Annotated in this window: 20 protein-coding genes and 2 tRNA genes; 7 read left to right on the top strand and 15 right to left on the bottom strand. The window is 61.9% G+C overall.

Annotated features, from left to right (window positions below; all coding sequences use genetic code 11):
• Positions 1 to 78 precede the first annotated feature (78 nt).
• Entirely contained in the window at positions 79 to 747 is a 669-nt protein-coding gene (locus ACIQH5_RS00325; RefSeq protein WP_400399306.1) for a vitamin K epoxide reductase family protein, read from the top strand.
• 79 nt (positions 748 to 826) lie between these two features.
• Here the strand turns inward: ACIQH5_RS00325 and ndk are convergent, their stop codons facing one another.
• From ndk to ileS, 4 genes are read right to left on the bottom strand one after another with little or no spacing between them, the layout of a single operon-like run.
• Entirely contained in the window at positions 827 to 1,246 is a 420-nt protein-coding gene (ndk, locus tag ACIQH5_RS00320) for a nucleoside-diphosphate kinase (RefSeq protein ID WP_062069281.1), read from the bottom strand.
• Between the two features lie 56 nt (positions 1,247 to 1,302).
• A complete protein-coding gene (locus ACIQH5_RS00315; protein ID WP_062069278.1) occupies positions 1,303 to 1,755 on the bottom strand; it encodes a DUF4233 domain-containing protein in 453 nt (150 codons plus the stop codon).
• A 1-nt stretch (position 1,756) separates the two neighbouring features.
• Positions 1,757 to 3,118 (bottom strand): bifunctional folylpolyglutamate synthase/dihydrofolate synthase, encoded by a 1,362-nt coding sequence (locus tag ACIQH5_RS00310; RefSeq protein ID WP_400399303.1) that lies wholly within the window; start codon positions 3,116 to 3,118, stop codon positions 1,757 to 1,759.
• A 3-nt stretch (positions 3,119 to 3,121) separates the two neighbouring features.
• Positions 3,122 to 6,418: an isoleucine--tRNA ligase gene (ileS, locus tag ACIQH5_RS00305; protein ID WP_400399301.1), complete on the bottom strand. Its 3,297-nt coding sequence runs from the start codon at positions 6,416 to 6,418 to the stop codon at positions 3,122 to 3,124.
• A gap of 327 nt (positions 6,419 to 6,745) precedes the next feature.
• On the opposite strand from ileS, the gene ACIQH5_RS00300 reads away from it, so the two are divergent.
• A complete protein-coding gene (locus ACIQH5_RS00300; RefSeq protein WP_400399299.1) occupies positions 6,746 to 7,789 on the top strand; it encodes an endonuclease/exonuclease/phosphatase family protein in 1,044 nt (347 codons plus the stop codon).
• A 61-nt stretch (positions 7,790 to 7,850) separates the two neighbouring features.
• On the opposite strand, the gene ACIQH5_RS00295 is transcribed toward ACIQH5_RS00300, so the two are convergent.
• Complete coding sequence (locus tag ACIQH5_RS00295) at positions 7,851 to 8,642, bottom strand: SDR family oxidoreductase (protein WP_400399297.1); 792 nt, start codon at positions 8,640 to 8,642, stop codon at positions 7,851 to 7,853.
• A gap of 72 nt (positions 8,643 to 8,714) precedes the next feature.
• On the opposite strand from ACIQH5_RS00295, the gene valS reads away from it, so the two are divergent.
• Together valS and ACIQH5_RS00285 are read left to right on the top strand one after the other, a co-directional pair.
• Complete coding sequence (valS, locus tag ACIQH5_RS00290; protein WP_400399295.1) at positions 8,715 to 11,336, top strand: valine--tRNA ligase; 2,622 nt, start codon at positions 8,715 to 8,717, stop codon at positions 11,334 to 11,336.
• 358 nt (positions 11,337 to 11,694) lie between these two features.
• The gene (locus ACIQH5_RS00285) at positions 11,695 to 12,570 is read left to right on the top strand and encodes an Fpg/Nei family DNA glycosylase (RefSeq protein WP_400399293.1); all 876 of its coding nucleotides are present in this window, start codon (positions 11,695 to 11,697) and stop codon (positions 12,568 to 12,570) included.
• A 10-nt stretch (positions 12,571 to 12,580) separates the two neighbouring features.
• On the opposite strand, the gene ACIQH5_RS00280 is transcribed toward ACIQH5_RS00285, so the two are convergent.
• The 6 genes from ACIQH5_RS00280 to ACIQH5_RS00255 form a co-directional block, all read right to left on the bottom strand.
• Entirely contained in the window at positions 12,581 to 13,243 is a 663-nt protein-coding gene (locus ACIQH5_RS00280) for a DsbA family protein (protein ID WP_400399291.1), read from the bottom strand.
• 46 nt (positions 13,244 to 13,289) lie between these two features.
• Positions 13,290 to 14,579, bottom strand: coding sequence for an ATP-dependent Clp protease ATP-binding subunit ClpX (clpX, locus tag ACIQH5_RS00275; RefSeq protein WP_062069254.1), 1,290 nt, complete (start codon positions 14,577 to 14,579; stop codon positions 13,290 to 13,292).
• A 182-nt stretch (positions 14,580 to 14,761) separates the two neighbouring features.
• Complete coding sequence (locus tag ACIQH5_RS00270; RefSeq protein ID WP_024816918.1) at positions 14,762 to 15,421, bottom strand: ATP-dependent Clp protease proteolytic subunit; 660 nt, start codon at positions 15,419 to 15,421, stop codon at positions 14,762 to 14,764.
• 39 nt (positions 15,422 to 15,460) lie between these two features.
• Entirely contained in the window at positions 15,461 to 16,072 is a 612-nt protein-coding gene (locus ACIQH5_RS00265; protein WP_017200592.1) for an ATP-dependent Clp protease proteolytic subunit, read from the bottom strand.
• A gap of 220 nt (positions 16,073 to 16,292) precedes the next feature.
• Positions 16,293 to 17,675, bottom strand: a complete 1,383-nt coding sequence (gene tig, locus ACIQH5_RS00260; protein WP_400399288.1) for a trigger factor — start codon at positions 17,673 to 17,675, stop codon at positions 16,293 to 16,295.
• Positions 17,676 to 17,744: 69 nt separating this feature from the next.
• Positions 17,745 to 17,819, bottom strand: a tRNA-Pro gene (locus ACIQH5_RS00255).
• 129 nt (positions 17,820 to 17,948) lie between these two features.
• Here ACIQH5_RS00255 and ACIQH5_RS00250 point away from each other — a divergent pair.
• Positions 17,949 to 18,019: transfer RNA gene (locus ACIQH5_RS00250), tRNA-Gly, on the top strand.
• A gap of 81 nt (positions 18,020 to 18,100) precedes the next feature.
• Here the strand turns inward: ACIQH5_RS00250 and ACIQH5_RS00245 are convergent.
• Genes ACIQH5_RS00245 through ACIQH5_RS00235 form a run of 3 tightly spaced genes read right to left on the bottom strand, consistent with a single transcriptional unit; the run spans position 18,101 to position 20,554 of the window.
• Positions 18,101 to 18,988 carry an Fpg/Nei family DNA glycosylase gene (locus ACIQH5_RS00245; protein WP_400399286.1) on the bottom strand — a complete coding sequence of 296 codons (888 nt, stop codon included), beginning with the start codon at positions 18,986 to 18,988 and terminating at the stop codon, positions 18,101 to 18,103.
• The gene (locus tag ACIQH5_RS00240) at positions 18,988 to 19,506 is read right to left on the bottom strand and encodes a ribose-5-phosphate isomerase (RefSeq protein WP_400399284.1); all 519 of its coding nucleotides are present in this window, start codon (positions 19,504 to 19,506) and stop codon (positions 18,988 to 18,990) included. Before ACIQH5_RS00240 ends, ACIQH5_RS00245 begins: the two co-directional genes overlap by 1 nt.
• Before the next feature lie 43 nt (positions 19,507 to 19,549).
• Positions 19,550 to 20,554, bottom strand: a complete 1,005-nt coding sequence (locus ACIQH5_RS00235) for a hypothetical protein (protein WP_400399282.1) — start codon at positions 20,552 to 20,554, stop codon at positions 19,550 to 19,552.
• 93 nt (positions 20,555 to 20,647) lie between these two features.
• Between ACIQH5_RS00235 and pepN the strand changes: the two genes are divergently transcribed.
• Together pepN and ACIQH5_RS00225 are read left to right on the top strand one after the other, a co-directional pair.
• A complete protein-coding gene (gene pepN, locus ACIQH5_RS00230; protein ID WP_400400219.1) occupies positions 20,648 to 23,248 on the top strand; it encodes an aminopeptidase N in 2,601 nt (866 codons plus the stop codon).
• Positions 23,249 to 23,306: 58 nt separating this feature from the next.
• Complete coding sequence (locus ACIQH5_RS00225; RefSeq protein WP_400399280.1) at positions 23,307 to 23,786, top strand: OsmC family protein; 480 nt, start codon at positions 23,307 to 23,309, stop codon at positions 23,784 to 23,786.
• On the opposite strand, the gene ACIQH5_RS00220 is transcribed toward ACIQH5_RS00225, so the two are convergent.
• Complete coding sequence (locus ACIQH5_RS00220) at positions 23,783 to 24,781, bottom strand: NAD-dependent epimerase/dehydratase family protein (protein ID WP_400399278.1); 999 nt, start codon at positions 24,779 to 24,781, stop codon at positions 23,783 to 23,785. The genes ACIQH5_RS00225 and ACIQH5_RS00220 overlap by 4 nt on opposite strands.
• Between the last annotated feature and the right edge of the window lie 6 nt (positions 24,782 to 24,787).

Below are 24,787 nucleotides of genomic sequence, written 5' to 3'. Positions count from 1 at the left end.
CCAGTCTTCGGAGTTAGAATCCTCCCAAGAGCCCTTCCCGGCTTGCCGGGATATTCGTCGAAAAGGATCACATCCGCGATGCCAAGCACCGCCAGGGAAAACCTGGCCAATCAAGCCACACGCCAGGTGGAGGACTTGTCCGTCCATCAGGATTCCCTCCCCGCGACGGTCCGTGACAAGCCTTTTGCCATACTGCTGCTGATCACCGGAGTCATCGGCTGGTTGGCCTCCGGTGCCCTGGTACTGGAAAAACTTGAGGTCCTCAAGGACCCCAACCATGTGACCGTGTGCGATGTGAATCCCTTTGTCTCCTGCGGTGCCGTGATGCAGACGCCGCAAAGCTCGGTGTTCGGGTTCCCCAACATGTTTATTGGCATCGTTGCCTTCGCTGTGATCATCACTACGGCCATGGGCATCCTGGCCGGAGCGAAGTATTCACGGGGTTACTGGCTGGGTCTCCAAGCCGGCGTAACCCTTGGCTTTGCCTTTGTAGTGTGGCTTTGGTCGCAGGCCCTTTACGTCATCCACGTGCTGTGCCCATTCTGCATGGTGGTGTGGGCCGCCATGATCCCGCTGTTCGTCTGGGTGACTATCCGCAACGTCACCACCGGGGTCATCAAGGCGCCACCCGCAGTGGTCAAGGTGTTGTCCGGGTATGGCTGGATCATCGTCGCCCTGCTGTATGTAGCCGTGATCACCACGATCTTCTTCTCCTTCATCCACCTGTTCGTAGCGTCGTCAGCGTAAAACCACGGCTCACGAGATAACAATTAAGGCCAATGTTCGTGGTGAACATTGGCCTTAATTGTCACTTCGGTGGGGTTGTTTAGCCCTCGAACCAGATCTTGATTTCACGTTCCGCGGAGTCAACCGAGTCAGACCCGTGAACAAGGTTCTGCTGAACTGCCAAACCCCAGTCGCGGCCGAAGTCGCCGCGGATGGTGCCCGGAGCCGCCGTCGTGGGATCCGTGGTTCCGGCCAGCGAGCGGAAGCCTTCGATCACGCGGTGGCCTTCGAAGACCGCAGCAATGACCGGTCCGCTGAGCATGAACTCAACCAACGGCTCGTAGAACGGCTTGCCCACGTGTTCCTCGTAGTGCTGCTCCAGCAGTTCGCGGGTCGCGTTGACCTTCTTCAGCTCCGCCAGGGTGTAGCCCTTGGCTTCGATCCGGGCGAGGATGGTTCCGCCCAGGTTGCGGGCGACGCCGTCAGGCTTGACCAGGACAAGGGTCCGTTCAATGCTCACAGATGCTCCAATGTGATGTGTTCAGTGACTTACGTTCGGTGGTTTTCCCAGCCAGTTTACGGGGTTTGAGTGCCAGCTTCGTCACCGTGGGCCGCGTTCCATTCGGCCTGCTCGCGGTCCCTCTGTGCCACCTCACGGTCAATCCGCATGCCCGCCCTGATCCCGTACCACCAGCAAATGGCAAACAGAATCCCGACGATGAACATGGTGGGCTCGGCGAAGCCTGTGAGGATCAGCACCAGCTGCAGCCCCCAGCCAAGGGCGATGCCCCACGGCTTGGACAGCACGGCACAGGCCAGAACCAGCACCACCGTCAGAGCGATACCCACCCCCAGGATGATGCCGGGATCAACTTCTCCGCGCCTCAGGCCGAAGACGGCCAGCGTGCCGAAGAAGGCGACGAACGCTTCGAGCAAAAGCACGGTTGATGCGAACATCACCTTCGTGGACCGGCGCTTCTTGGGCATGCCGGGCCGCCATTCGCGCTGCGCCTTGGTCATTTTCGCCATACTAGGCACTCGCCTTTCCGAGCAGGATACGGGCCTCGGCCACCACCGTGATGGAGCCGGTCACCAGGACGCCCCCTGCGAGGTCATCATTGGATTCCGCGCGCTCCACGGCCCATTCAAGGGCGTCATCAAGCTTCTCCGCGATGTGAACGTTGTCCTCGCCAAAGCCGAGGTCGACGGCGAGTTCGGCCAGTTCCGCTGCGGGAACGGCACGTGCGGAGTTGGATTGGGTGAAGCAGAATTCCCCGGCGAGGCCGCCCAGCGACTCCTTGAGGGTTTTCAGGATTTCCTCGGCGTCCTTCTCGCGCAGGACACCCACCACCACGGCGAGCTTGCTGAAGCTGAAAGCTTCCTGGATCGCTTCGGCGGATACGCGGATGCCGTCCGGGTTGTGGGCAGCATCCACCACCACGGTGGGTGCAGTGCGCACAACTTCCAACCGGCCGGGCGAGGTCACGGTGCCGAAGGCCTCCTTCAGCACCTCAGCGTCGAGTTCCTTCTCTCCCCCACCGAAGAATGCTTCCAAAGCCGCCACGGCGACCGCTGCGTTTTCGGCCTGGTGGGCACCATGCAGTGGCAGCAGCAGGTCTTCGTAGCGCCCAGCCAAACCCTGGATGGTCAGAACCTGTCCCCCAACGGCAACGCTGCGGGACTCAACACCGAATTCAACGCCCTCAAAGCGGAAGGGTACGTCTACTTCGCGTGCCTTCTCCAACAGGACCTGCGCAGCATCCAACGGCTGGGCAGCACTTACCAGGAAGCCGCCCGGCTTGATGATGCCGGCCTTCTCATAGGCGATGTCCTCGGTGGTGTCGCCCAGAAGATCCGTGTGGTCCAGCGAAATCGGCGTGATGACAGAGACCTGTCCGTCGCCGACGTTCGTGGCGTCCGTGATGCCACCCAAGCCAACTTCCATCACAGCAACATCAACGGGCTGGTCCGCGAACACCGCGAAGCCCAGGATGGTCAGGCACTCAAAGTAGGTCAGGCGTGGCTGGTTCTCGGCAACCAGCTCGCTGTCCACGATTTCCAGGTAGGGGCGGATTTCGTCCCAAATACGCACAAAGGTGGCGTCAGGAACCGGCTCACCGTCAATGCTGATGCGCTCGGTGACCTTGGACAGGTGCGGGCTGGTGTACCGGCCCGTACTGAGCCCGTGGGCCCGCAGCCCTGCTTCGATCATGCGGGCCGTGGACGTCTTTCCATTGGTGCCCGTGATGTGGATGATCGGGTATGCCTTGTTGGGCTCCCCCAGGACATCCATGGCGCGGAACAGCGGAGCAAGGCGCGGTTCCATCTTGTTTTCCGGAGCGCGCCCCAGGAGTTCCGCGTAGACACTTTCCACAGAGAATTCGTCAGTCATGGTTCAGGCCCCTGCCTTCGTAACGGTGACCTTCGGTTCGTCGACGGCAGCCACTGTGGCCTCAAGTTCCAACGTCAGTGTTTCGGTCTTCACGAGCTCGGCGTTGGCTTCCAGGGCGTCGACGACGTCCTGCGCAGCTTCCACCGAGGTACGGATGCGGTCGCTGACGTTCAGGCCAGCGTCCTTGCGTGCTTGCTGGATGGCCCGGACCATATCGCGGGCCAATCCCTCGGCAGCCAGTTCCGGAGTGACCTCGGTGTTCAGGACCACGAATCCGCCTCCAGGGAGCACGGCGACCGCCTTCTTGGCGGCAGCACCGTCGTCGGCCGCTTCTGCCACCACGGTTTCCAGCGTGTATTCGTGTGGCTCAAGTTCCAGGCCACCGGCCACCACGACGCCGGCATCGCTGACGGACCAGTCGCCGGACTTTGAGCCCTTGATGGCCTGCTGCACGTTCTTTCCAAGGCGCGGCCCAGCGGCGCGGGCGTTCACCACGAGCTTCTGCTCGATGCCGAACTCCTCCGGCGAAGCAGTAGCCGCGTCGAGCAAACGGACCGACCGCAGGTTCAGCTCATCAGCGACGACGGCGGCGAAGCCTTCCAGCGCATCTGCACCGGGTGCCACCACAGTCAGTTCCTGCAGCGGCAGGCGAACGCGCAGGTTCGCGGCCTTGCGCAAGCTGGAACCGGTGGAGCAGATCTGCTGGACCCGGTCCATCGCCTCAACCAGTTCAGGGTTGGACGGGAACAGCGAAGCGTCCGGCCAGTCCGCCAGGTGCACGGAACGGCCACCCGTCAGTCCGCGCCAGATCTCTTCCGTGACCAATGGCAGCAAGGAAGCAGAGACACGGCACACCGCTTCGAGGGCTGTGTACAGGGCATCAAAGGCGTCAACGTTCTCGTCGAAGAAGCGCTGGCGGCTGCGGCGGACGTACCAGTTGGTGAGCATGTCCAAGTAGCTGCGCAGCTCATCGCAGGCGCCGGAGATGTCGTAGCTGTCCAAGCTGGCAGTGACGTTGCGGACCAAGTCCCCGGTGTTGGCCAGGAGGTACTGGTCCAGGGTGTCGGCGTAACCGTCGTAGCGCAGCTTCGCCTCGTAGCCGGAACCTGCGTTAGCGGCGTTGGTGTAGAGCGTGAAGAAGCTGTACACGTTCCACAACGGCAGGATGACCTGACGCACGCCGTCGCGGATGCCCTGCTCGGTGACCACCAGATTGCCGCCGCGGAGGATGGGGCTGGACATGAGGAACCAGCGCATGGCATCGGAACCGTCGCGGTCCAGGACCTCGGACACGTCCGGGTAGTTGCGCAGGCTCTTGGACATCTTCTGCCCATCGGAGCCCAGCACGATGCCGTGGCTGATCACGTTGCGGAACGCCGGCCTGTCGAACAATGCGGTGGACAGGATGTGGAGCATGTAGAACCAGCCACGGGTCTGGCCGATGTACTCCACGATGAAGTCCGCGGGGTTGTGGGTGTCGAACCACTCCTCGTTCTGGAACGGGTAGTGGACCTGTCCGTAGGGCATGGAACCGGAGTCGAACCAGACATCCAACACGTCTTCCACACGGCGCATGGTGGATTTGCCTGTGGGGTCGTCCGGGTTGGGACGCGTCAGCTCATCGATGAACGGGCGGTGCAGGTCCACCTGTCCTTCGTTGTTGACGGGCAGACGGCCGAAGTCGGCTTCCATCTCGGCCAGCGAACCGTAAACGTCCGTGCGCGGGTACTCGGGGTCGTCCGACTGCCACACCGGGATGGGCGAACCCCAGTAGCGGTTACGGCTGATGGACCAGTCGCGGGCGTTGTCCAGCCACTTGCCGAACTGGCCGTCCTTGACGTTGCCCGGGATCCAGTTGATCTCCTGGTTCAGCTCGGACATGCGGTCTTTGAACTTGGTGACCTCCACGTACCAAGAGGACACCGCACGGTAGATCAGAGGGTTCCGGCAGCGCCAGCAGTGCGGGTAGCTGTGCTCGTAGCTGGCCTGGCGGACCAAGCGGCCATCAGCGCGGAGCACCTGGGTGATGGGCTTGTTGGCGTCGAAGACCTGCAGGCCCACGATCGGGGCCAGTTCACCGTGGGCAAACAAGGGCAGGAACTTGGCGCCCTCATCCACGGAGAGGACCACGGGGATGCCGGCTTCTTCACAGACCTTCTGGTCATCCTCACCGTAAGCCGGAGCTTGGTGAACGATTCCGGTGCCGTCGGTGGTGGTGACGTAATCGGCCACCAGGAATCGCCAGGCATTTTCCGTGCCGTATTTCTCGGCATCGGCAAAGTCATTCCACAGCGGTTCGTACTCCAAGCCAGCCAGCTCGGCACCCGTGTGGGTGGACACCACAGCGGCAGCTGCGGCAGCGGCGTCGTCGTACCCCAAATCCTTGGCGTAAGACCCCACCAGGTCAGCTGCGAGCAGAAAGCTGCCCGTTACCGGCGCCTCAGCGGACGCAGCCTTGACGCCGTTGGGTCCTGCGGGCAGGACGGCATAGGAGATCTCAGGCCCGACGGCGAGCGCCAGGTTGGTGGGCAACGTCCACGGCGTGGTGGTCCAGGCGAGTGCCTGCACGCCTTCCAGCGTCGTAGAGAGTGCCGAGTTTCCCGCCTTGATGGGGAACGTAACCGTGACGGTCTGGTCCTGGCGGTTCTTGTAGACGTCGTCGTCCATGCGGAGTTCATGGTTGGACAGCGGCGTTTCGTCTTTCCAGCAATACGGAAGGACACGGTAGCCGTTGTAGGTCAGGCCCTTCTCATGCAGCTGCTTGAAGGCCCAGAGCACCGATTCCATGTACTCGACGTTGAGGGTCTTGTAGTCGTTCTCGAAGTCAACCCAGCGGGCCTGGCGGGTGACGTAGGCCTTCCACTCGTTGGCGTACTTCATCACGGATGCGCGGCAGGCGTCATTGAATTTGTCGATGCCCATGGCTTCGATCTGGGTCTTGTCCGTCATCCCCAGCTGCTTCATGGCTTCGAGTTCCGCCGGCAGTCCATGAGTGTCCCAGCCGAAGCGTCGCTCCACCCGCTTGCCGCGTTGGGTCTGGTAGCGGCCTACGAGGTCCTTGGCGTAGCCGGTCAACAGGTGGCCGTAGTGCGGGAGGCCGTTGGCGAAGGGAGGGCCATCGTAGAAGACGAACTCGTTGCTGCCGTCCTTGCCCGCATCGCGTTGGTCGATGCTGGCTTGGAAGGTGCCGTCTTCATCCCAGTATTTGAGGATGCGCTCTTCGATTTCCGGGAACTTCACGGAAGCGGACACGCCGTGCGTGCCGGAAGAAGACGCTGAGGCCTTGGGGTAGTGGGTCATCTCATATCCTGTGATAGCTGGTTGACTGTCAGGATGCGAGGACGGCTTCTGTGCTGCCTGTCGGCTGCGCAGGTACCGCGGTACCACCTCACTTACCGGGATACGGGATCCCAGCCTCTCATTACTGCTGTGACGGGCTTACCCGTCCGGTTCTAATGGGCGCCTGCCACCTTGCTGATGGTTGGTGCTGTTCTTCCGGAAGCTCACCGGTGATGGCCGGGTCAAAGCTGGTCCTACAAGTCTAGCGGCAGTGGGACTCCTGCTCTACCCGGACGTTCATCCCCTGGTGGGAGCCCGGCAACCTCAGCGGTGAATAGACTCGACCCCATGACGCACCACTCCGCCACTCTTTCGAGCACCAGCCCGGCTCGACGCCGCCCTTCCGTGGCATGGTCTGTGCTGGCTTTGCTGAGTGCGCTGCCTGTGGCGGGGGTATCAATGTTCCGGGGAATCCCCGTGGAATGGCCCCTCATGGTGGTGCAACTGTTGTCCTTCACACCTTGGCTGGTGGTGCCCGCGGCGTTGGCTTTGGTCCTTGCCGTGCTGGGGCGCCGCCTGTGGATCATCATCACGGCCGCTGCCTTGCTGGCCGTTCAACTGTTCTGGCTTTTTCCGCTGGACGCCGGAAAGGAGCAAGAGCTGCCTGCAGGGACTGCATCCGTCCCCGTGAAAGTGATGAGCCTGAACTCTGAATACGGGGAAGCGGACGCCGACGCGGTGGTGACGTTGGTCCGGGCACACGGAATTCAGCTCTTGACCATTCAGGAACATACACAGGGACTTGAGGATCGACTGGAGTCTGCGGGCATCGGTCAGTTGTTGCCCCACCGGCTCAGCGAGCCCAACGACGACGCGTCCGGTGGCGCCGTGTATTCGGTGTTCCCGCTGGAGGCCTTGGGACTTCTGCCTGACACCCCTTTCCGGATGGATGTGACGCGGGTACTCATCACGGATGCGGGGGCCGCTTCAACGGCCACCTTGAACCTCACCAATGTCCATGCCCTCCCGCCCGTTGATGAGCGGATCGGTCAGTGGCGCAGTGACTTGGACAAAGTGGCCCGCCAAGCATCCCGCCCAGGGAGTCAGTTGCTGATGGGCGACTACAACGCCACGTACGATCACTCCGAGTTCAGGGAAGTGCTGGATAAGGCCTTGGCAGGTCAGGAAGGCAGGAAGCTCGTGGACGTTGGGACTGCCTCCGGCGGAAGGTTCTCCCCCACATGGCCAATGGAGGGTCTGCCGCTGCCCGGGATCGTGATCGACCACATGGTGACATCACCACTGATCAGCAGCAGCGACTACTCGGTCCACCGGATCCCCGGCAGCGACCATGCGGCCATCATGGCCCGGCTGGTTGTTCCCGCCGGATAACGCGTCGGCAAGCCGCTAAACCGTGGCTGGCCCGTAACGGTTTAGCCGCTTGGCAACAGCTTTAGCCTTCTTTGCGGACCAGCTTGTGATTGGCGGCCTGCGCGACCGGGCGAACAACAATCTGGTCGAGGTTGACGTGATGCGGCAATGACACGGCGTACTTGACCACATCTGCCACGTCCCCGGCCGTCAGGGGCTTCTCAACACCGGCGTAGACCTTAGCGGCTGCCTCCTTGTCACCCAAGCGGTTCAGGGCGAATTCCTCGGTATAAACCAAGCCCGGAGCCACCTCGATGACCCGGACGTTGTTGCCCACCTCTTCCAGGCGCAGGGCATTGGTCATAGCGTGCTGGGCAAACTTTGCTGCGTTGTAGCCAGCACCTCCCTCGTAGGCAGACAGTCCGGCCGTCGACGTGAGGTTCAGGACGGTACCTTCGCCGTTCTCCCGGAGCATGGGCAGGAAGGCACGGGTGATCTTCATGGTGCCCAGGACGTTCACCTGGTACATCCAGTCCCAGTCTTCCGTGTCGGCGTTCGCGATGGTGTCTGCGCCCCGAGCACCGCCGGCGATGTTGATGAGGGTGTCAGCACCTCCGGCTTTGGTGACGGCCGCGAGCAAGGCGGCAACGTCGTCGTCGTTGGTGATGTCCGCGGGGAACGGCACAGCGCCGGTTTCGGCGCCCAGGGCCCCCAGCCTGTCAGCCCGGCGCGCTACGGCGAAGACTTTCCAACCGGTGGAGACCAAAGCCTTGACGGTGGCCTCGCCGATGCCCGTACTGGCCCCGGTAACAACGGCCGTCTTGTTCTGTCCTGAATTCTGTCCTGAAGGGGTGCTGTGCGCTGCCAAAGTCATGCCACCACCATATCCGGGGTGCCTGTTCCTACCGCGGCAGGCTGTAACCCCAGGCCATGAAACAATTGATCCATGGCTGAATCAACGCAGGGTACAGACACGCCCGCCACCGCCCCCATTAACGTTCCCGACAAGCCGGCCCTTGAAGGCCTTGAGGCTGCCTTGACGCGGCGCTGGCTTGAAGAAGGAACCTACAAGTTCAACCCGGACACCACCCGGGAGCAGGTCTACTCGATCGACACTCCCCCGCCCACGGCATCCGGCTCGCTCCACGTGGGCCACATGTTCTCCTTCACCCAGACGGACGTCCAGGCGCGCTACATGCGCATGACCGGCAAGAACGTCTTCTACCCCATGGGTTGGGACGACAACGGTCTGCCTACCGAGCGCCGCGTCCAGAACTACTACGGCGTCCGTTGCGATCCCGCCATCCCTTACAAGGCTGACTACACGCCCCCGGCACAGCCGGCCAAGAACCAACGCGATTTCGACGTCGTATCGCGCCAGAACTTCATCGAACTGTGCGAGGAACTCGCCGTTGAGGACGAGAAAGTCTTCGAGAACCTGTTCCAGACCCTCGGCCTTTCGGTGGACTGGGATCTGACGTACCGCACCATTGACGACACCTCCCGTGCCGTGTCCCAGCGCGCCTTCCTGGCCAACCTGTCCGCCGGTGACGCCTACATGGCCGAAGCCCCCACACTGTGGGATGTGACGTTCCGCACCGCGGTGGCACAGGCCGAGCTTGAGGACCGCGAAGTTGCAGGCGCTTACTACCGCTACCCGTTCTTCACCGAAGACGGCGAAAAGATCTTCATCGAAACCACCCGCCCGGAACTGCTCGCGGCGTGCGCGGCTCTGGTGGCAAACCCCGACGACGAGCGATACCAGCCGCTGTTCGGCAAGACCGTCACGTCTCCCCTGTTCGATGTGGAGCTCGAGGTCAAGGCCCACCCGCTCGCCAAGGCGGACAAGGGCTCGGGCATCGCCATGGTGTGTACGTTCGGTGACCTGACCGACGTCACGTGGTGGCGTGAACTCCAGCTGCCTACCCGCGCCATCATGGGCCGCGACGGCCGCATCATTGCCGAAGCCCCCGAGTGGATCACCACCGAGGCCGGCAAGGAAGCCTACGCAGCGATCGCCGGCAAGACTGCTTTCTCCGCCAAGGAAGCCGTGGTTGAACTGCTCAAGGCAGCCGAGCTGCTGGACGGCGAACCGAAGAAGATCACCCACCCGGTGAACTTCTTCGAAAAGGGCGACAAGCCCCTTGAGGTTGTCACGTCCCGTCAGTGGTACATCCGCAACGGTGGCCGCGACGAGGAACGCCGTGAACGCCTCATCGGCCGAGGCCAGGAAATCACTTTCCACCCGGCCTTCATGCGTTCCCGCTACGAAAACTGGATCGCGGGACTCAACGGTGACTGGCTCGTATCCCGCCAGCGCTTCTTCGGTGTGCCGATTCCCGTCTGGTATCCCTTGGATGCCCAGGGCAACCCGGACTACGACAACCCGATTCTTCCGTCGGACGAGATGCTGCCGGTGGACCCTGCCGCGGACGCTGCTCCCGGCTTTGAGGAGTCGCAGCGCGATCAGGCCAACGGCTTCACCGGCGACGCCGACGTGTTGGACACGTGGGCAACGTCCTCCCTGACCCCGCAGATTGTGGGTGGCTGGAGCCGCGACGAGGACCTGTTCTCCAAGGTTTACCCCTTCGATCTCCGCCCACAGGGTCACGACATCATCCGCACCTGGCTGTTCTCCTCGGCCGTGCGCGCGGATGCCCTGCAGAAGAGCGCCCCGTGGAAGCACGCGGCGATCTCCGGCTGGATCCTTGACCCGGACCGCAAGAAGATGTCCAAATCCAAGGGCAACGTTGTGGTGCCCACGGATGTGCTGAACGAGTACGGCTCCGACGCCGTCCGCTATTGGGCAGCTTCGGCCAAGCTCGGTGCCGACACGGCTTACGAAATCGCCCAGATGAAAATCGGCCGCCGCCTGGCCATCAAGCTGCTGAACGCTTCGAAGTTCGTACTGAACCTCGGCGCTACTGAGAACTCGGTGGTCTCCAGCGACCTCTCGGTGCTGACCAACCCGTTGGACCGTGCGCTGCTCGCACAACTGTCCGACGTCGTTGCCCAGTCCACCAAGGCATTCGAGAACTACGACTGCGCCCGTGCACTCCAGATCACCGAGTCCTTCTTCTGGCAGTTCACGGACGACTACGTGGAGCTCATCAAGGACCGTGCCTACGGTGCCGCCGGCGACACGGAGCAGGCATCCGTCCTGGCCGCCTTGGCCACGACGCTTGACTCCCTGCTGCGCCTGTTTGCACCGTTCCTGCCCTTCGCAACTGAAGAGGTCTGGGGCTGGTGGCGCTCAGGATCAGTTCACCGTGCAGAGTGGCCGGCAGCCTTGGAGATCACCGATGGCGATACCACCATGCTCGGCACTGTGGGTGTGGCCCTCAGCGGTATCCGCAAGGCCAAGTCCGAAGCCAAGGTCAAGCAACGGACCGAGGTTCTCTCAGCTGCAATCACAGCATCCGAGGTACTGGTAGCCCAGCTGAAGGCCGGCCTCGGTGACTTGAAGGCAGCCGCGAACGCGCAGGAAATCACGCTCCAATCCGGCGAGGGTGAATTGACTGTCAGCAACGTTGTCCTGGCTCCCGCCGAGGAAACGCCTGCGTCCTAGCACCTAGCCAAGGCCCGTTAGTTTATGGGCCGCCCGTTTTTGGGCAAAGGGGAAGCCCCATCAGCGTTTTGCCGTTGGTGGGGCTTCGACTTTTCGGCTGTCTGGTGATGTCTTGACAGTCTGGCGGAATCCTTGGAATTTCAGGTCTTCCTACCTCATCACTGGTAGGTTACTTCCAACTTTGCCGAAGGCTGCGTTGGTTGCAATCACTGAATCTTTGGTTTCCGTGTCCCTCTTCTTTCGAAGTGGGTAAGAACCATTGTTGTCCCGTTAACCACCATGCACAAGGCCTTCGAAAGAACTACAAACCTGTAGTTCTCCCTGCCGTTGATGAGCCAGCTGTGGCAGAGTATTGACCATGCCGGAACTCCCCGAAGTGCACGGCCTGTGCATGTACTTGGACACCCAACTCCATGGAGCCGTGCTGACCGAGGTCCGCATCAACTCCTTCTCTGCACTCAAGACGGCGGATCCACCCTTTACGAGCCTTGAAGGCCGGACCATCCTTGGTGCACAGCGCATCGGTAAGTTCGTGTGCCTCGACGCTGACGGCCTGTTCTTTGTGTTTCACCTGGCAAAGGCCGGCTGGGTCAGATACACCGAACACCCCTCCTCTGCCGGATTGCGCATGGGCAAAAGCAACATCTCGGCACGGCTCCTGCTCCACCGGCCCGCCGACGACGCCCACATCGGCGTGGACCTGACCGAAGCAGGAACCAAGAAGAGCCTCGCCATCTACGTGGTGAAGGATCCACAAGATGTTCCAGGAATAGCCACCCTCGGACCGGAGCCCCTCAGCCCCGATTTTGACGTTGATGCGCTGGCGGGCATTGTGGGGTCAAGCTCACAGCAGATCAAGGGTCTGCTCCGAAGCCAAAGCGTAATCGCCGGAATCGGCAACGCTTACAGCGATGAGATTCTCCACGCGGCCAAGATCTCCCCCTTTGCCACGGCCAAGTCATTGGACGAGGCAACAGTCGCCCGGCTCTATGAAGCCATGCAGGAGGTCCTGGTGGGTGCCGTCAACGCAGCAGCCGGCAAACCGTCAAGCGAACTCAAAGACACCAAGCGCAGCAACTTCAGGGTGCACGCCAGGACCGGTCAGCCCTGCCCGGTGTGTGGAGATACCGTCCGTGAGGTGTCCTTTGCGGACACCTCGCTTCAGTACTGCGCCACATGCCAGACCCACGGGAAGATCCTCGCCGACCGGCGTACTTCACGCTTCCTGAAATAGAGGTCAGCCTCTAGTTGAACTCGGGGCTCTCAGTACGGCTGCGCTTCAGCTCGAAGAAGTGGGGATAGCCAGCCAAAGTCACCGTGGCGTCCCAGATCTTCCCTGCCTCTTCACCCCGGGGAATACGCGTGAGGACCGGGCCGAAGAACGCCGTTCCGTTGACCGCTACCACGGGAGTTCCCACGTCCTGGCCCACCAATGAAATACCGGCCTCGTGGCTGGCCCGCAACTGAGCATCGTATTCGTCTGACTTTGCGAAGCGTGCCAGATCAGCGGGAAGGCCTGTCTCGGCCAGGGCCTTCTGAATCACCGAAGCGCGATCCTTGTTGCCCTCGTGGTGGATCTGCTCACCCATGGCGTCATACAGAGGCTTCACGTAGCTGCTGCCATGGAGTTCCTGTGCTGCAATAATCACTCGCACGGGTCCCCAGCTGTCATCCATCATGGCCCGGTAGTTCTCGGGGAGATCCCGGCCCTCATTGAGCACTGAGAGGCTCATGACGTGCCATGTGGTCTCAATGCCCCGAACCTGCTCCACTTCGCCGATCCACCGCGACGTGATCCATGCGAACGGGCAGACGGGGTCGAACCAGAAATCAGCCTTGTTGACGTTCTCTTCGGACACAATCTGTTCAGGCACAGGTAACTCCTCTGAAGGGTGTGAAAGCGACATGACAGTGGTCTCAGGGAGACCACGCCTTGTTTAGGCCAACAGGAGGCTAGGCCGACTTATTCCGACGCTTGGCCACAACGTCATGGGCGATCATGGTGGGCTGTGCCGTCTTGGCCACGACGTCAGCCGTGATTACCACGGTTGCGATGTCGTCCCTGCTGGGGAGATCAAACATGACTGGCAGCAACACATCTTCCATGATGGCCCTGAGGCCACGTGCACCGGTTCCACGCTCGAGGGCCTGGTCCGCTATGGCGTCCAAGGCGTCGTCTTCGAACTGCAGCTCCACGCCATCGAGCTGGAACATCTTCTGGTATTGCTTCACCAACGCGTTCTTTGGCGTTGAAAGGATCTGGATTAATGCCGGCCGGTCCAAGCTGGAGACTGTGGTGATCACCGGGAGCCGTCCAATGAATTCCGGAATGAGGCCAAACTTGAGCAGGTCCTCCGGCATGACTTCACCGTAAGTATCCACGTTGTCCCGCGCCTCATTGAGCGGCGCACCGAAACCGATACCTTTACGCCCGGATCGCGAACCGATGATGTCTTCCAGCCCGGCGAAGGCACCGGCCACAATGAACAGAACGTTGGTGGTGTCGATCTGGATGAATTCCTGATGCGGGTGCTTCCTGCCGCCCTGGGGTGGAACTGAGGCGACAGTGCCTTCAAGGATCTTCAGTAGAGCCTGCTGCACGCCTTCACCGGATACGTCGCGGGTGATGGACGGGTTCTCGCTCTTACGGGAGATTTTATCGATCTCGTCGATGTAGATGATGCCTTGCTCGGCCTTCTTGACATCATAATCAGCGGCCTGGATGAGCTTGAGCAGGATGTTCTCGACGTCCTCGCCAACATAACCGGCTTCCGTCAGAGCAGTGGCGTCGGCTACGGCGAACGGCACATTAAGCCTGCGGGCAAGGGTCTGGGCGAGGTAAGTCTTTCCACAGCCTGTAGGGCCGATCAGAAGGATGTTGGACTTGGCGATCTCCACATCCTCGTGATGCGATCCCTCACCGAGGCTGCCGGCCTTGGGTGCGTGACCGGCCTGAATGCGCTTGTAGTGGTTATAGACAGCTACCGCCAACGAACGTTTGGCCGGTTCCTGTCCGATCACGTATTCCTGCAGGAAGTCGAAGATCTCACGGGGCTTGGGCAGTTCAAAACTACCGAGATCGGAAACTTCAGCGAGTTCTTCCTCGATGATCTCGTTGCAAAGCTCGATGCACTCATCGCAGATGTAGACACCGGGCCCGGCAATCAGCTTCCGTACCTGCTTTTGGCTCTTTCCGCAGAAAGAACACTTCAGCAGATCCGTGCTCTCGCCAATCCGAGCCATGTGTGAATCCCTTCGTTGCATGCGGGTGATGCGGCTCCGCGCCGTACTCTAGTGTGCGGCTGCGCCGCGGATGGCACCACCGTGACAACATCCACTCTAGGTCACAATGGGCTGCTTGGGTGGAAACAGAACGCCGGTGCGGTCCATATTTCGTGAACCGCACCGGCGTTCAAATCCGTGCACTACCGGGTGATTGCCTGGGGCTTGATCTTCCGGGAATCCAGAACCTGGTCAATCAGACCGTAGCTCAGGGCATCCGCAGCGGTGAGAATCTTGTCTCGCTCGATGTCGTTGTTGACCTGCTCCGACGTACGGCCCGAGTGGTGCGCCAACGTGTCTTCAAGCCAGGTGCGCATACGCATGACTTCCGCCGCCTGAATTTCGAGGTCGGAAGCCTGTCCGCCCTGACCACCGGAAAGCGCCGGCTGGTGGATCAAAACACGGGCGTTGGGCAGAGCCAGCCGCTTACCGGGGGTACCGGCAGCAAGCAGGACCGCAGCCGCGCTGGCCGCCTGTCCCAGGCACACCGTCTGGATCTCCGGACGGATGTACTGCATGGTGTCGTAGATGGCCGTCATGGCAGTGAACGAGCCACCCGGCGAGTTGATGTACAGGGTGATGTCGCGGTCCGGATCAGTCGATTCAAGGACCAGCAGCTGGGCCATGATGTCGTCAGCGGAAGCATCGTCAACCTGGACGCCGAGGAAGATGATGCGGTCCTCGAACAGTTTGGTGTACGGGTCCTGGCGCTTGAAGCCGTAAGGCGTGCGCTCCTCGAACTGGGGCAGGACGTAACGGCTGGACGGGAGATTACCGGCAGACCATCCGAAGTTGTAGTTCATGTTCTTTACTCCTGGGGTTTCAGTGGTTCTTTGTGCCGGTTAGTTTTCGGAGTTCGACTGGTTGGCCGTTCCGCCGCCACCGGCAACAGAACCGGCGTGGGCCGAGATCTTGTCGAAGAAGCCGTACTCCAGGGCCTCAGCCGCCGTGAACCATTTGTCGCGATCGTTGTCCTTGAGGATGGTCTCAACGGACTGCCCGGTCTGCTCTGCAGTCAGTTCAGCCATGACCTTCTTCATGTGCAGGATCAGTTCAGCCTGGATCTTGATGTCCGAGGCCGTACCACCGATGCCGCCCGACGGCTGGTGCATCAGGATGCGCGCGTTGGGCGTGGCGTAGCGCTTACCCTTGGTGCCGGAGGACAGGAGGAACTGGCCCATGGACGCTGCCAGGCCGGTTGCCACGGTGACGACGTCGTTCGGGATGAACTGCATCGTGTCGTAGATGGCCATGCCGGCCGTCACCGAACCACCCGGGGAGTTGATGTAAAGGTAGATGTCCTTCTCCGGGTCTTCAGCCGAGAGGAGGAGGAGCTGAGAGCAGATGGCGTTGGCGTTCTCGTCACGGACTTCAGAGCCGAGCCAGATAATGCGCTCTTTCAGCAGGCGGTTGTAGATGTAGTTGTCCTGGGCTGCGGGATCGACAGTTGCCATCCGGGGAGCCTCTGATTGCTGTGACATAAGTACTTACCTCTCGCTGGTGCCAGTGACCTCACTGAACTTCACTACTTGGACACTAACCGTTTTCACGGGCGATTTGTTCGCCGAAATCGCACTGTTCGCTGACGGCGCACGTCTGCGTTCAGCACCTGTGTTCAGCCTTAAAGCAAACCGGCCCCGGATCATGTGATCCGGGGCCGGTTAGAGTCGTTGACTAGAACTTCACTGCTGCGGGGTCATCGCTGGCGGCAACCTCAGCTTCTTCGGTTGCTTCAACCGCTGCGGCTTCTTCAGCTGCTGCTTCGCCTGCGGGGCGAACGAAGTCGGTGAGGTCAACCTTGTTGCCTTCGGAGTCCACTACCTCGGCCTGGCCCAGCACAACTGCCAGGGCCTTGCGACGGCGAACCTCGGAAACCATCATGGGAACCTGGCCGCTCTGATCAATGATCTGGGCGAACTGGTTGGGGTCCATGCCGTACTGGCTTGCCGTGGTGACGATGTAGTCGATCAGCTCGTTCTGGCTGACGTCCACTTCTTCCTTGTCAGCAATGGCGTCGAGGATGACCTCGTTCTGGAAGGCACGCTCGGTGTTGGCCTTGACCTCGGCGCGGTGCTCCTCGGTGTCGTGGTCACCTTCACCGTGTGCGTTCTCCGGGTTGAAGTGAGCTTCAATCTGCTCTTCAACGACGGAGTCCGGAACGGGGACCTCAACGAGCTCAACGAGCTTGTCCAGGACCTTGTCGCGCGCTTCGACGCCCTGCTCCACTACCTTGGAGTCGGCAGCCTGCTTCGCGAGGTCCTCACGGAGTTCGGCAAGGGTGTCGAACTCGGAGGCGAGCTGAGCGAAGTCGTCATTTGCCTCGGGGAGCTCGCGCTCCTTGACGGCCTTGACAACAACCTTCACCTGAGCGGCTTCGCCGGCGTGGTCGCCGCCGACCAGCGTGGTCTCGAAGATTGCTTCCTCGTCGGCGGAGAGGCCGGTGACGGCTTCGTCGAGGCCTTCGAGCATGGTGCCGGCACCAACCTGGTAAGAAAGGCCGGAAGCGGAATCGATGTCTTCGCCGTCAATCGTGGCGGTGATGTCGATGGTCAGGAAGTCGTCGTTCTTGGCAGGACGCTCAACGGACTTCAGCGTGCCGAAGCGGCCGCGCAGTTCGTCCAGGGCCTTGTCGACGTCAGCTTCGGAGGACTCGGCAGCAGCTACCTCAACCTTGATGCCGGCGTAGTCCGGCAGCTCGATCTCGGGGCGGACATCGATCTCCACCTGGAACTTGAGCTCGCCATCGGTTGCGGACGGGTCCGGAACTTCGGTGATTTCAACTTCGGGACGGCTCAGGGGGCGAACGCCCGTTTCCTGAACAGCAGCCTGGTACCAGCCGTTGAGGCCATCATTGATGGCGGTCTCCAGAACGTAGCCACGGCCAACGCGCTGGTCGATCAGCTTGGAGGGAACTTTGCCCTTGCGGAATCCGGGAACCTGGATCTGCGAAGCAACGGTCTTGTACGCGGCATCGATGCTCGGCTTCAGTTCCTCAAAGGGAACCTCAACGTTGAGCTTGACCCGCGTTGCGGTGAGGTTCTCGACAGCGCTCTTCACAGTCTAAGTACTCCTGATTTTGTGGGTATGGGGTTCTGTCGTGTCCCAGAAGCGGACACAAACACAGAGTCGGGGTGACAGGATTTGAACCTGCGACTTCCTGCTCCCAAAGCAGGCGCTCTAGCCAAGCTGAGCTACACCCCGAACGCACAGGACAGTCTACGGGCAAGCGAGCCAGGAATGCACATTTGACACTGCCGCCGGAATTAGGTTTAGTTGTACCCGGCTTCAACAGCCACCGGGAAGATGTCCAGAACAGCGGATATCCATCCTGGGGACGTAGCTTAATGGTAAAGCCTCAGTCTTCCAAACTGATTACGCGGGTTCGATTCCCGTCGTCCCCTCTCAGAAAAAGAGCCCCGATCCTCTGATCGGGGCTCTTTTTGTTTGCCGGAACCGCGTTGGATTTGCTTGCCGGAACTGCGTTAGACCTGGCAGCCGGGACACCAATAGAGCTTGCGTGCACCTATTTCCGTCATCCCCACCAGCGTCCCGCAGGCCCGGCAGGGCATGCCGTCGCGCTTGTAGACAAAGTGGGCATCGGCGTCGGGCGCTGTTCTGCCGTCCCCTGTCCAAAGCGTCGGGGGCGTCGTAACAATCCGTCCGTCGCGAACGCCGTCGGACATGGTGTCCACCGTGTCATCCCACAGACGGGCGGCGGTCTCGGTGTCGATGCTGCTTCCGGGCGTCCATGGGTCTACTGCCTGCCGGAACAAGACTTCGGCTCGGTAGATGTTCCCCACGCCGGCCAACACCGACTGGTCCATCATCAGCAACGCTACCGCCGTCTTACGGCGGCGCAGGCGTCGAATGAATTCGTCCCGGTCGCCGGGCCGGTTATGCAGCGGATCCGGGCCGAGGCGTGCCAGCACGGCCGCAGCCTCAGCAGCGGTAATGGCTGCGCAGGTTGTGGCACCCCGGAGATCGGCCCAACCGTGGTCAGATACCAATCGGACGCGCACCGCGCCGATCGGCGGGGGCGGGCCAGCGTACTCGCCGTCCTCGGAAGCCGACCCGCTTTCCCGTTCGCCGATTCGACGCGGCGCACCGATGCTGGAGGCACCGGTGAAGGAACTGTCGCCGCCAAAGCTCCACGCTCCGTACAGGCCCAGGTGGACGTGGAGGAACAACTCGTGATCAAACCTGAGGAAGAACTGCTTCCCGTGGGCCATGGCATCCACCATGGTGTGCCCGGTCAGCAGCTCTGCGCCGGAAGCAAAGCGTCCCTGCGGGCTGGAGACGTCCAGGCGCCGGCCGCCAAAAACATCCTGGAATTGGCGGGCCAGCCTATGGACCGAATGCCCCTCCGGCACTACTCGACGATCTCGCCGGTGGTTTCGTACACGGCGATCTTCCCGATACGGCGAACGTGCCGCTCGTCGTTGCTGAACGGCTCCTGCAGGAAGGCTTCGATCAGCTCCGTGGCTTCCTCAACGCTGTGCTGACGGCCTCCTACAGCCACCACATTGGCGTCGTTGTGCTCCCGGGCCAGCTTGGCCGTGGAGAGGTTCCAAGCAAGCGCAGCCCGGACGCCTTTGACCTTGTTGGCGGCGATTTGCTCGCCATTGCCCGAGCCGCCCAGAACGATGCCGAGTGCGTGCACGCCGGCTTCCTGGTCTGCCACCACAGCAACGCCGGCGTTGATGCAGAAGGATGGGTAGTCGTCCAGGGCGTCGTACTCCTTGGGCCCGTGATCCACCACTTCGTAGCCTTTGGCAGTGAGGTGGCTGACCAAGTGGGCACTCAGTTCCATGCCGGCGTGATCCGTAGCGATGTGGACGCGGGGTGTAGTCACAGGAAGTCCGTTCTTTCTGGCGCGCGGGTGTGGCATGTGGCCTGACGCGGCGATGAGGGATGCGCTACCTAGGGTACCGCTACCCGGGTTGTTGGGCCTGCCCGTCGCCTTGGGCGCGATGCGCCGCCCGGTTGAGAACCCCGGCTAGTTTGTCGGCTGAAGACTGGGTGCCGGCGCTGAGCGCCACCCGGCCCCCATTAAGTTTCCTTACGACGACGGCCGGGCCACTTCCAACGAGCATCGCGGTGGCGTCATCGTGGTGCCGCCAGCCCCACCCGCCATAATCTGCGGCCTTCACAACCGCTGGAGCGGCAGCGGCGATGTCGACGGCGGGCACGGTCAGGACCCGCACAATGCCACCGGCGAATACTTGAAGCCCTCCCCTATCGGCCCGTACCCTCGCAAAGAGGAAACCTGCGCCAACCAACGCGGCCACTGCAACCAGTGCGCCGAGCCATGGGACAGCGATTGCAATCAGTGCGGCGGGGAACAGCGCCGAGACGACGATCATGATGAAAACGGAACTCCGGGCGTGCACCCAAAGCCGAAGCGTGTCGCGGGCGAGATCGGGATCTTCAAGAAGCCGCAGCTCTTCTTGGAGCGCCACGTCATCCTCCCTGGTCCAGCGCGGGTCCGGTTTGAAAGCGAACATCATCACAACGCCCAAAGCCAAGGCGGCGCCGCTGCCCATGGCCAGCACGATCCCGTCAACGTGGGACTCGCGCGCGTCCGCCAGGCCTGATTGGCCCACCAGTCCTGCCGCCACCACAGTGGTGATGAAGAGGCTCACCGTCAGGCCGAGGCCCATCATGACGCGTCGCATGATCACAGGCCTGGTGATGGACACCGCTTGGAGGAAAACGGCCCAGCCACAGAAGACGATCAGGGCAGCCCCGCCGCCCACATAGGCGCCGAAAGGCGCGAACGAGCTTCCGCCGTCGGCGTTCCACATCACGGCAACAGGGCTGGGGAGGTTGTTCCGCAGCATCTGGGCGCACACCACAAACCCGACGGCGAGCAGCAGCGGAAAGACCACCGCAAACCTCAGCGCGCGGAAATCGAGGGTTTCCCGGAAGGATGCCATGATCCAACGCTACTCCGTGGAGCGACACTGTGGTTCCAGCTCCTTGCCTTACCGGCGCGGAGTGAAAGAATGGCTTCACACCAGCGTCCGGCCATGACCGGCCGGCCCTTCAAAAATCTTCGGAGGCACCACTTGCCAGGCCTGAACCTCACGCGCGACGAAGCCTCGAAACGCGCCGAACTGCTCAACGTCGAGTCGTACAACGTCACTTTGGACCTGACCCAGGGTACGGAGACTTTCGGCTCCACCACCGTGGTCAGGTTTTCCGCGGAGCCGGCTTCCTCCACGTTCATCGATGCCATCACCGCAGCAGTCCACAGCGTGACGCTCAATGGCGTTGAACTGGACCCGGCGGAGGTCTCGGACGGTGTCCGCATTCAGCTACCTGATCTCGCAGCGGATAACGAGCTCGTGGTGGTGGCGGATGCTCCGTACATGAACACCGGCGAAGGGCTCCACCGCTTCGTTGACCCCGTTGACGGCGAGGTTTACCTCTACACTCAGTTCGAAGTTCCTGACTCCCGGCGCATGTTCGCCGTCTTTGAGCAGCCCGATCTGAAGGCAAGCTTCACGTTCACGGTCACGGCGCCGTCGCACTGGGACGTCATCTCCAACTCCCCCACCCCGGTTCCCGTTGAAGCCCCTGCTGCCGAGGATGGCACTGCGCGCTCCGTGTGGAACTTCGCCCCTACACCGCGCCTTTCCTCCTACGTCACAGCCTTGATTGCCGGACCGTACCAGTCAGTCCGCTCCGAGGTCACAAGCTCCGACGGCCGGGTCATTCCCCTGGGAGTCTTTGCCCGGAAATCACTCATGCAATACCTGGACGCCGACAACATCTTCGAATTGACCCGCCAAGGCTTCGAGTTTTTCGAGGCACAGTTCGGGTTCCCGTACCCCTTCGAGAAATACGATCAACTCTTCGTCCCCGAGTTCAACGCCGGAGCCATGGAAAACGCCGGTGCTGTGACCATCCTGGAAGGCTACGTCTTCCGAGGGAAGGTCACCGGCGCCCAAATCGAACGTCGCGCCATCACGGTCCTGCATGAACTGGCGCACATGTGGTTCGGGGACCTGGTGACCATGCGTTGGTGGAACGACCTCTGGCTCAACGAATCCTTCGCCGAATACATGTCGCACCTGGCCGCCGTGGAAAACACTGAATTCGACAAGGCTTGGACAACTTTCGCTTCGGTGGAAAAGTCCTGGGCCTACAAGCAGGACCAGCTGCCCACCACGCACCCGATCTTCGCCGAAATCAACAACCTCGAAGACGTGGAGGTGAACTTCGACGGCATCACCTACGCCAAAGGCGCCTCGGTGCTGCGGCAGTTGGTGGCCTGGGTGGGTCCGGAACAGTTCATGGCCGGCGTCCGCACGTACTTCGCCAAGCATGCCTGGAAGAACACCGAACTGGCCCACCTCATGGTGGAGCTCGAGGCCGCCAGTGGCCGGGACCTGGACGCATGGGGCAAACTGTGGCTCGAAACGGCCGGCGTGAACACCCTCGCTCCCGAGCTGACCGTTGACGCCGATGGCACCATCACCGGCTTCGCGATCCTCCAGACTGCCATCGAGGAACAGCCCACCCTCCGCCCGCACCGACTCGCCGTCGGCTTCTACTCACTCTCCGGCGACGGCAAGCTGGAGCGGACCCATCGCGAGGAACTCGACGTCGATGGCCCCCGCACCGAAGTACCCGCGTTGGTGGGCAAGGCCCGGCCGGACTTGATCCTTCTCAACGACGACGACCTCGCCTACGCCAAGGTCCGCCTGGACGAACACTCCCTCGCCACCGCCAAAGCCCATCTGAAAGACTTCGCAGCCAGCCTGCCGCGTACCTTGGTCTGGGGTTCGGCATGGGATGCAGCCCGCGACGGCGAAACTCCCGCCCGCGGCTACGTGGACCTGATCCTTGCGAACATCGCCTCTGAAACAGACTCCTCCGTCATCCTGGTCCAGCTACGTCAGCTCGCCACCACCCTGAGCTACTACGTGGCAGCTGAGCACAAGTTGGAAACGACCATCGCTGCCGCAGACAAGCTGTGGGACCTGGCATCCGCCGCTGTGGCGGGATCGGATGCCCAGCTGCAGTTCGCCAAGTCCTACGCCCAGCTGGCACGCAGCGGAGCGCAGTTCGACCGCCTTCAGGCCCTCCTGGACGGCGCGGAGACACTCGAAGGCCTCAGCATTGATCAGGACATGCGGTGGGAGTTGCTCACCGCACTGGTTGCCGGTGGACGACAGGACCAGGCCCGCATCGATGAGGAGCTTGCACTCGACAACACCTCCAACGGCCACAATGCGGCGGCACTGGCCAAAGCAGCCATTCCCACCCCTGAAGCCAAGGCAGCAGCCTGGGACTCAATCGTGGTCAAGGGAGAACTGTCCAACGCTCTGCAGGCCTCGGCAGTGGCAGGTTTCATGCGTGTCACTGACGCTGCCTTGTTGGAGCCTTTCTCGGAACTGTACTTCGCGGCCGTGCCCGGAATCGTCGAGGAACGCACGCATGCCCTGGCCCAGCAGATTGTGGTGGGTCTCTACCCGGCGCAGCTCACAACGCAGGCCACGGTGGACCGCACCGACACGTTCCTGGCTGGACTTCCCAAAGAAAGCGCAGCCCTGCGCCGCATGATGTTGGAAAACCGCGACGGCGTAGCCCGGGCACTGCGGGCAAGGGCTGCGGACGTCTAAAACCCGCCTCTTATGAGGCCCGTGCGGACAGCCGGCACTCCATGGCTAAACTGTCCGCATGGGCCTCCACGAACACCATTACGCGCTCACCGTCCGCTGGACCGGCAACCTCGGTGAAGGCACTGCCGGGTACCGGGCGTATTCCCGGGATCATGACATTGAGATCAGTGGCCTTCCCACACTCAAGGGTTCAGCAGATCCCACCTTCCATGGAGACCGGACCCGCTACAACCCGGAACAGCTGCTGCTCGCAGCCCTCTCGCAATGCCACATGCTGTCTTTCCTTCATGTGGCCGTCAAGCACGGTGTGGTGGTGACCGGCTATGAGGACAACGCTGAAGGGCTCATGAAGCTCAACCGGGACGGCAGCGGGCAGTTCGAAAGTGTCACGCTGAAGCCGCACGTCACCATTGCCGATCCCGCCCACGCGGAATTGGTCCCGCAGCTGCATCATGAGGCCAACAAAGTTTGCTTCATCGCCCGTAGCGTCAACTTCCCGGTCCTCCACGAACCAATGACGACGGCGGCCGAAGCCTAGCGCTGTTCGCGCCGCCACAGTGCCACGAGTTTTCGTTCGGTGTCCCGGCTCAGGCCGGCTTTGCGGTCTCTCTCCAGGCCTCGCTCACGTTCATCCTGGAGTGTGGCCGCCAAGGTCTCCTGCCAGGGACGCAGGGTCATACCGCGCTCACGTGCGGCCCGGTTGGTCCGCGCTTGAAAGCCGTCATGGCCCTTCGGCAGCCAGAGGGGCAGTGAATCCGGCCCTGCCCAATAGTCCACGCCGTGTTCCACCAACCATTCCTCAGTGGGCCGGATAACAACCGCTTCCGGATTACCCGCAGCCCTCTGCGACTCGGTGAGATAATCCTCGAACCGCACCACGTCTCCCAGGGCGTTGTAGGTCCCCGTCAGCCCGTGTTCGGCGGACTGCAGGGTCCATGCCGCGAGATCCCGGACATCAATGATCTGTGTCGGGTCGTCCGGGATATCCGGAACCAGGACAGGGTCAGTGTTCGCTGCAAACCGAGCCGGCCAATAGCCGTATCTGTCGGTACCGTCCCCCGGCCCGCCTATCAGTCCGGCACGGACGATGTGTGCCTTCTCCCCTACGGCGGCGAGCGTCATGTGCTCGATAGCCGACTTGGACTCTCCATAGGTTTCCGGGGTGCCTGCCTGGCCTGCCGGCAGGGGTTCGAGCAATGCAGCACTCTCATCGGCACCAGGAACCGAATGGTCGGCATACACCGAGCAGCTGGAAACGAACGTCCAATGCCCTGTTCCTGCACCCAACGCTTCGAGGGCCTCACGGGCCTGGACCGGATCGCGGGACACCTCTACCACCGAGTCCCAGTGTCCCTTGAGGTCCGCGAAGGCTGCGGCACCCAGGGCGCGGTCGCCCCTGACCCACGTGACGCCGTCGGGCGGGCTCGCTGCAGTACCCCGCGCCAAACAGGTGACATCATGTCCGGCAGCAACGGCCTGCCGTGCGATTTCTGCTGACAGGAAGGCAGTACCGCCCAGAACCAGGATGCGCATACCGTC

The sequence above is a fragment of the Paenarthrobacter sp. NPDC091711 genome (assembly GCF_044756605.1).
Lineage (GTDB): Bacteria > Actinomycetota > Actinomycetes > Actinomycetales > Micrococcaceae > Arthrobacter.
Note: the sequence above shows the minus strand (reverse complement) of the source record. Positions and strands in the feature narration are given on the sequence as shown.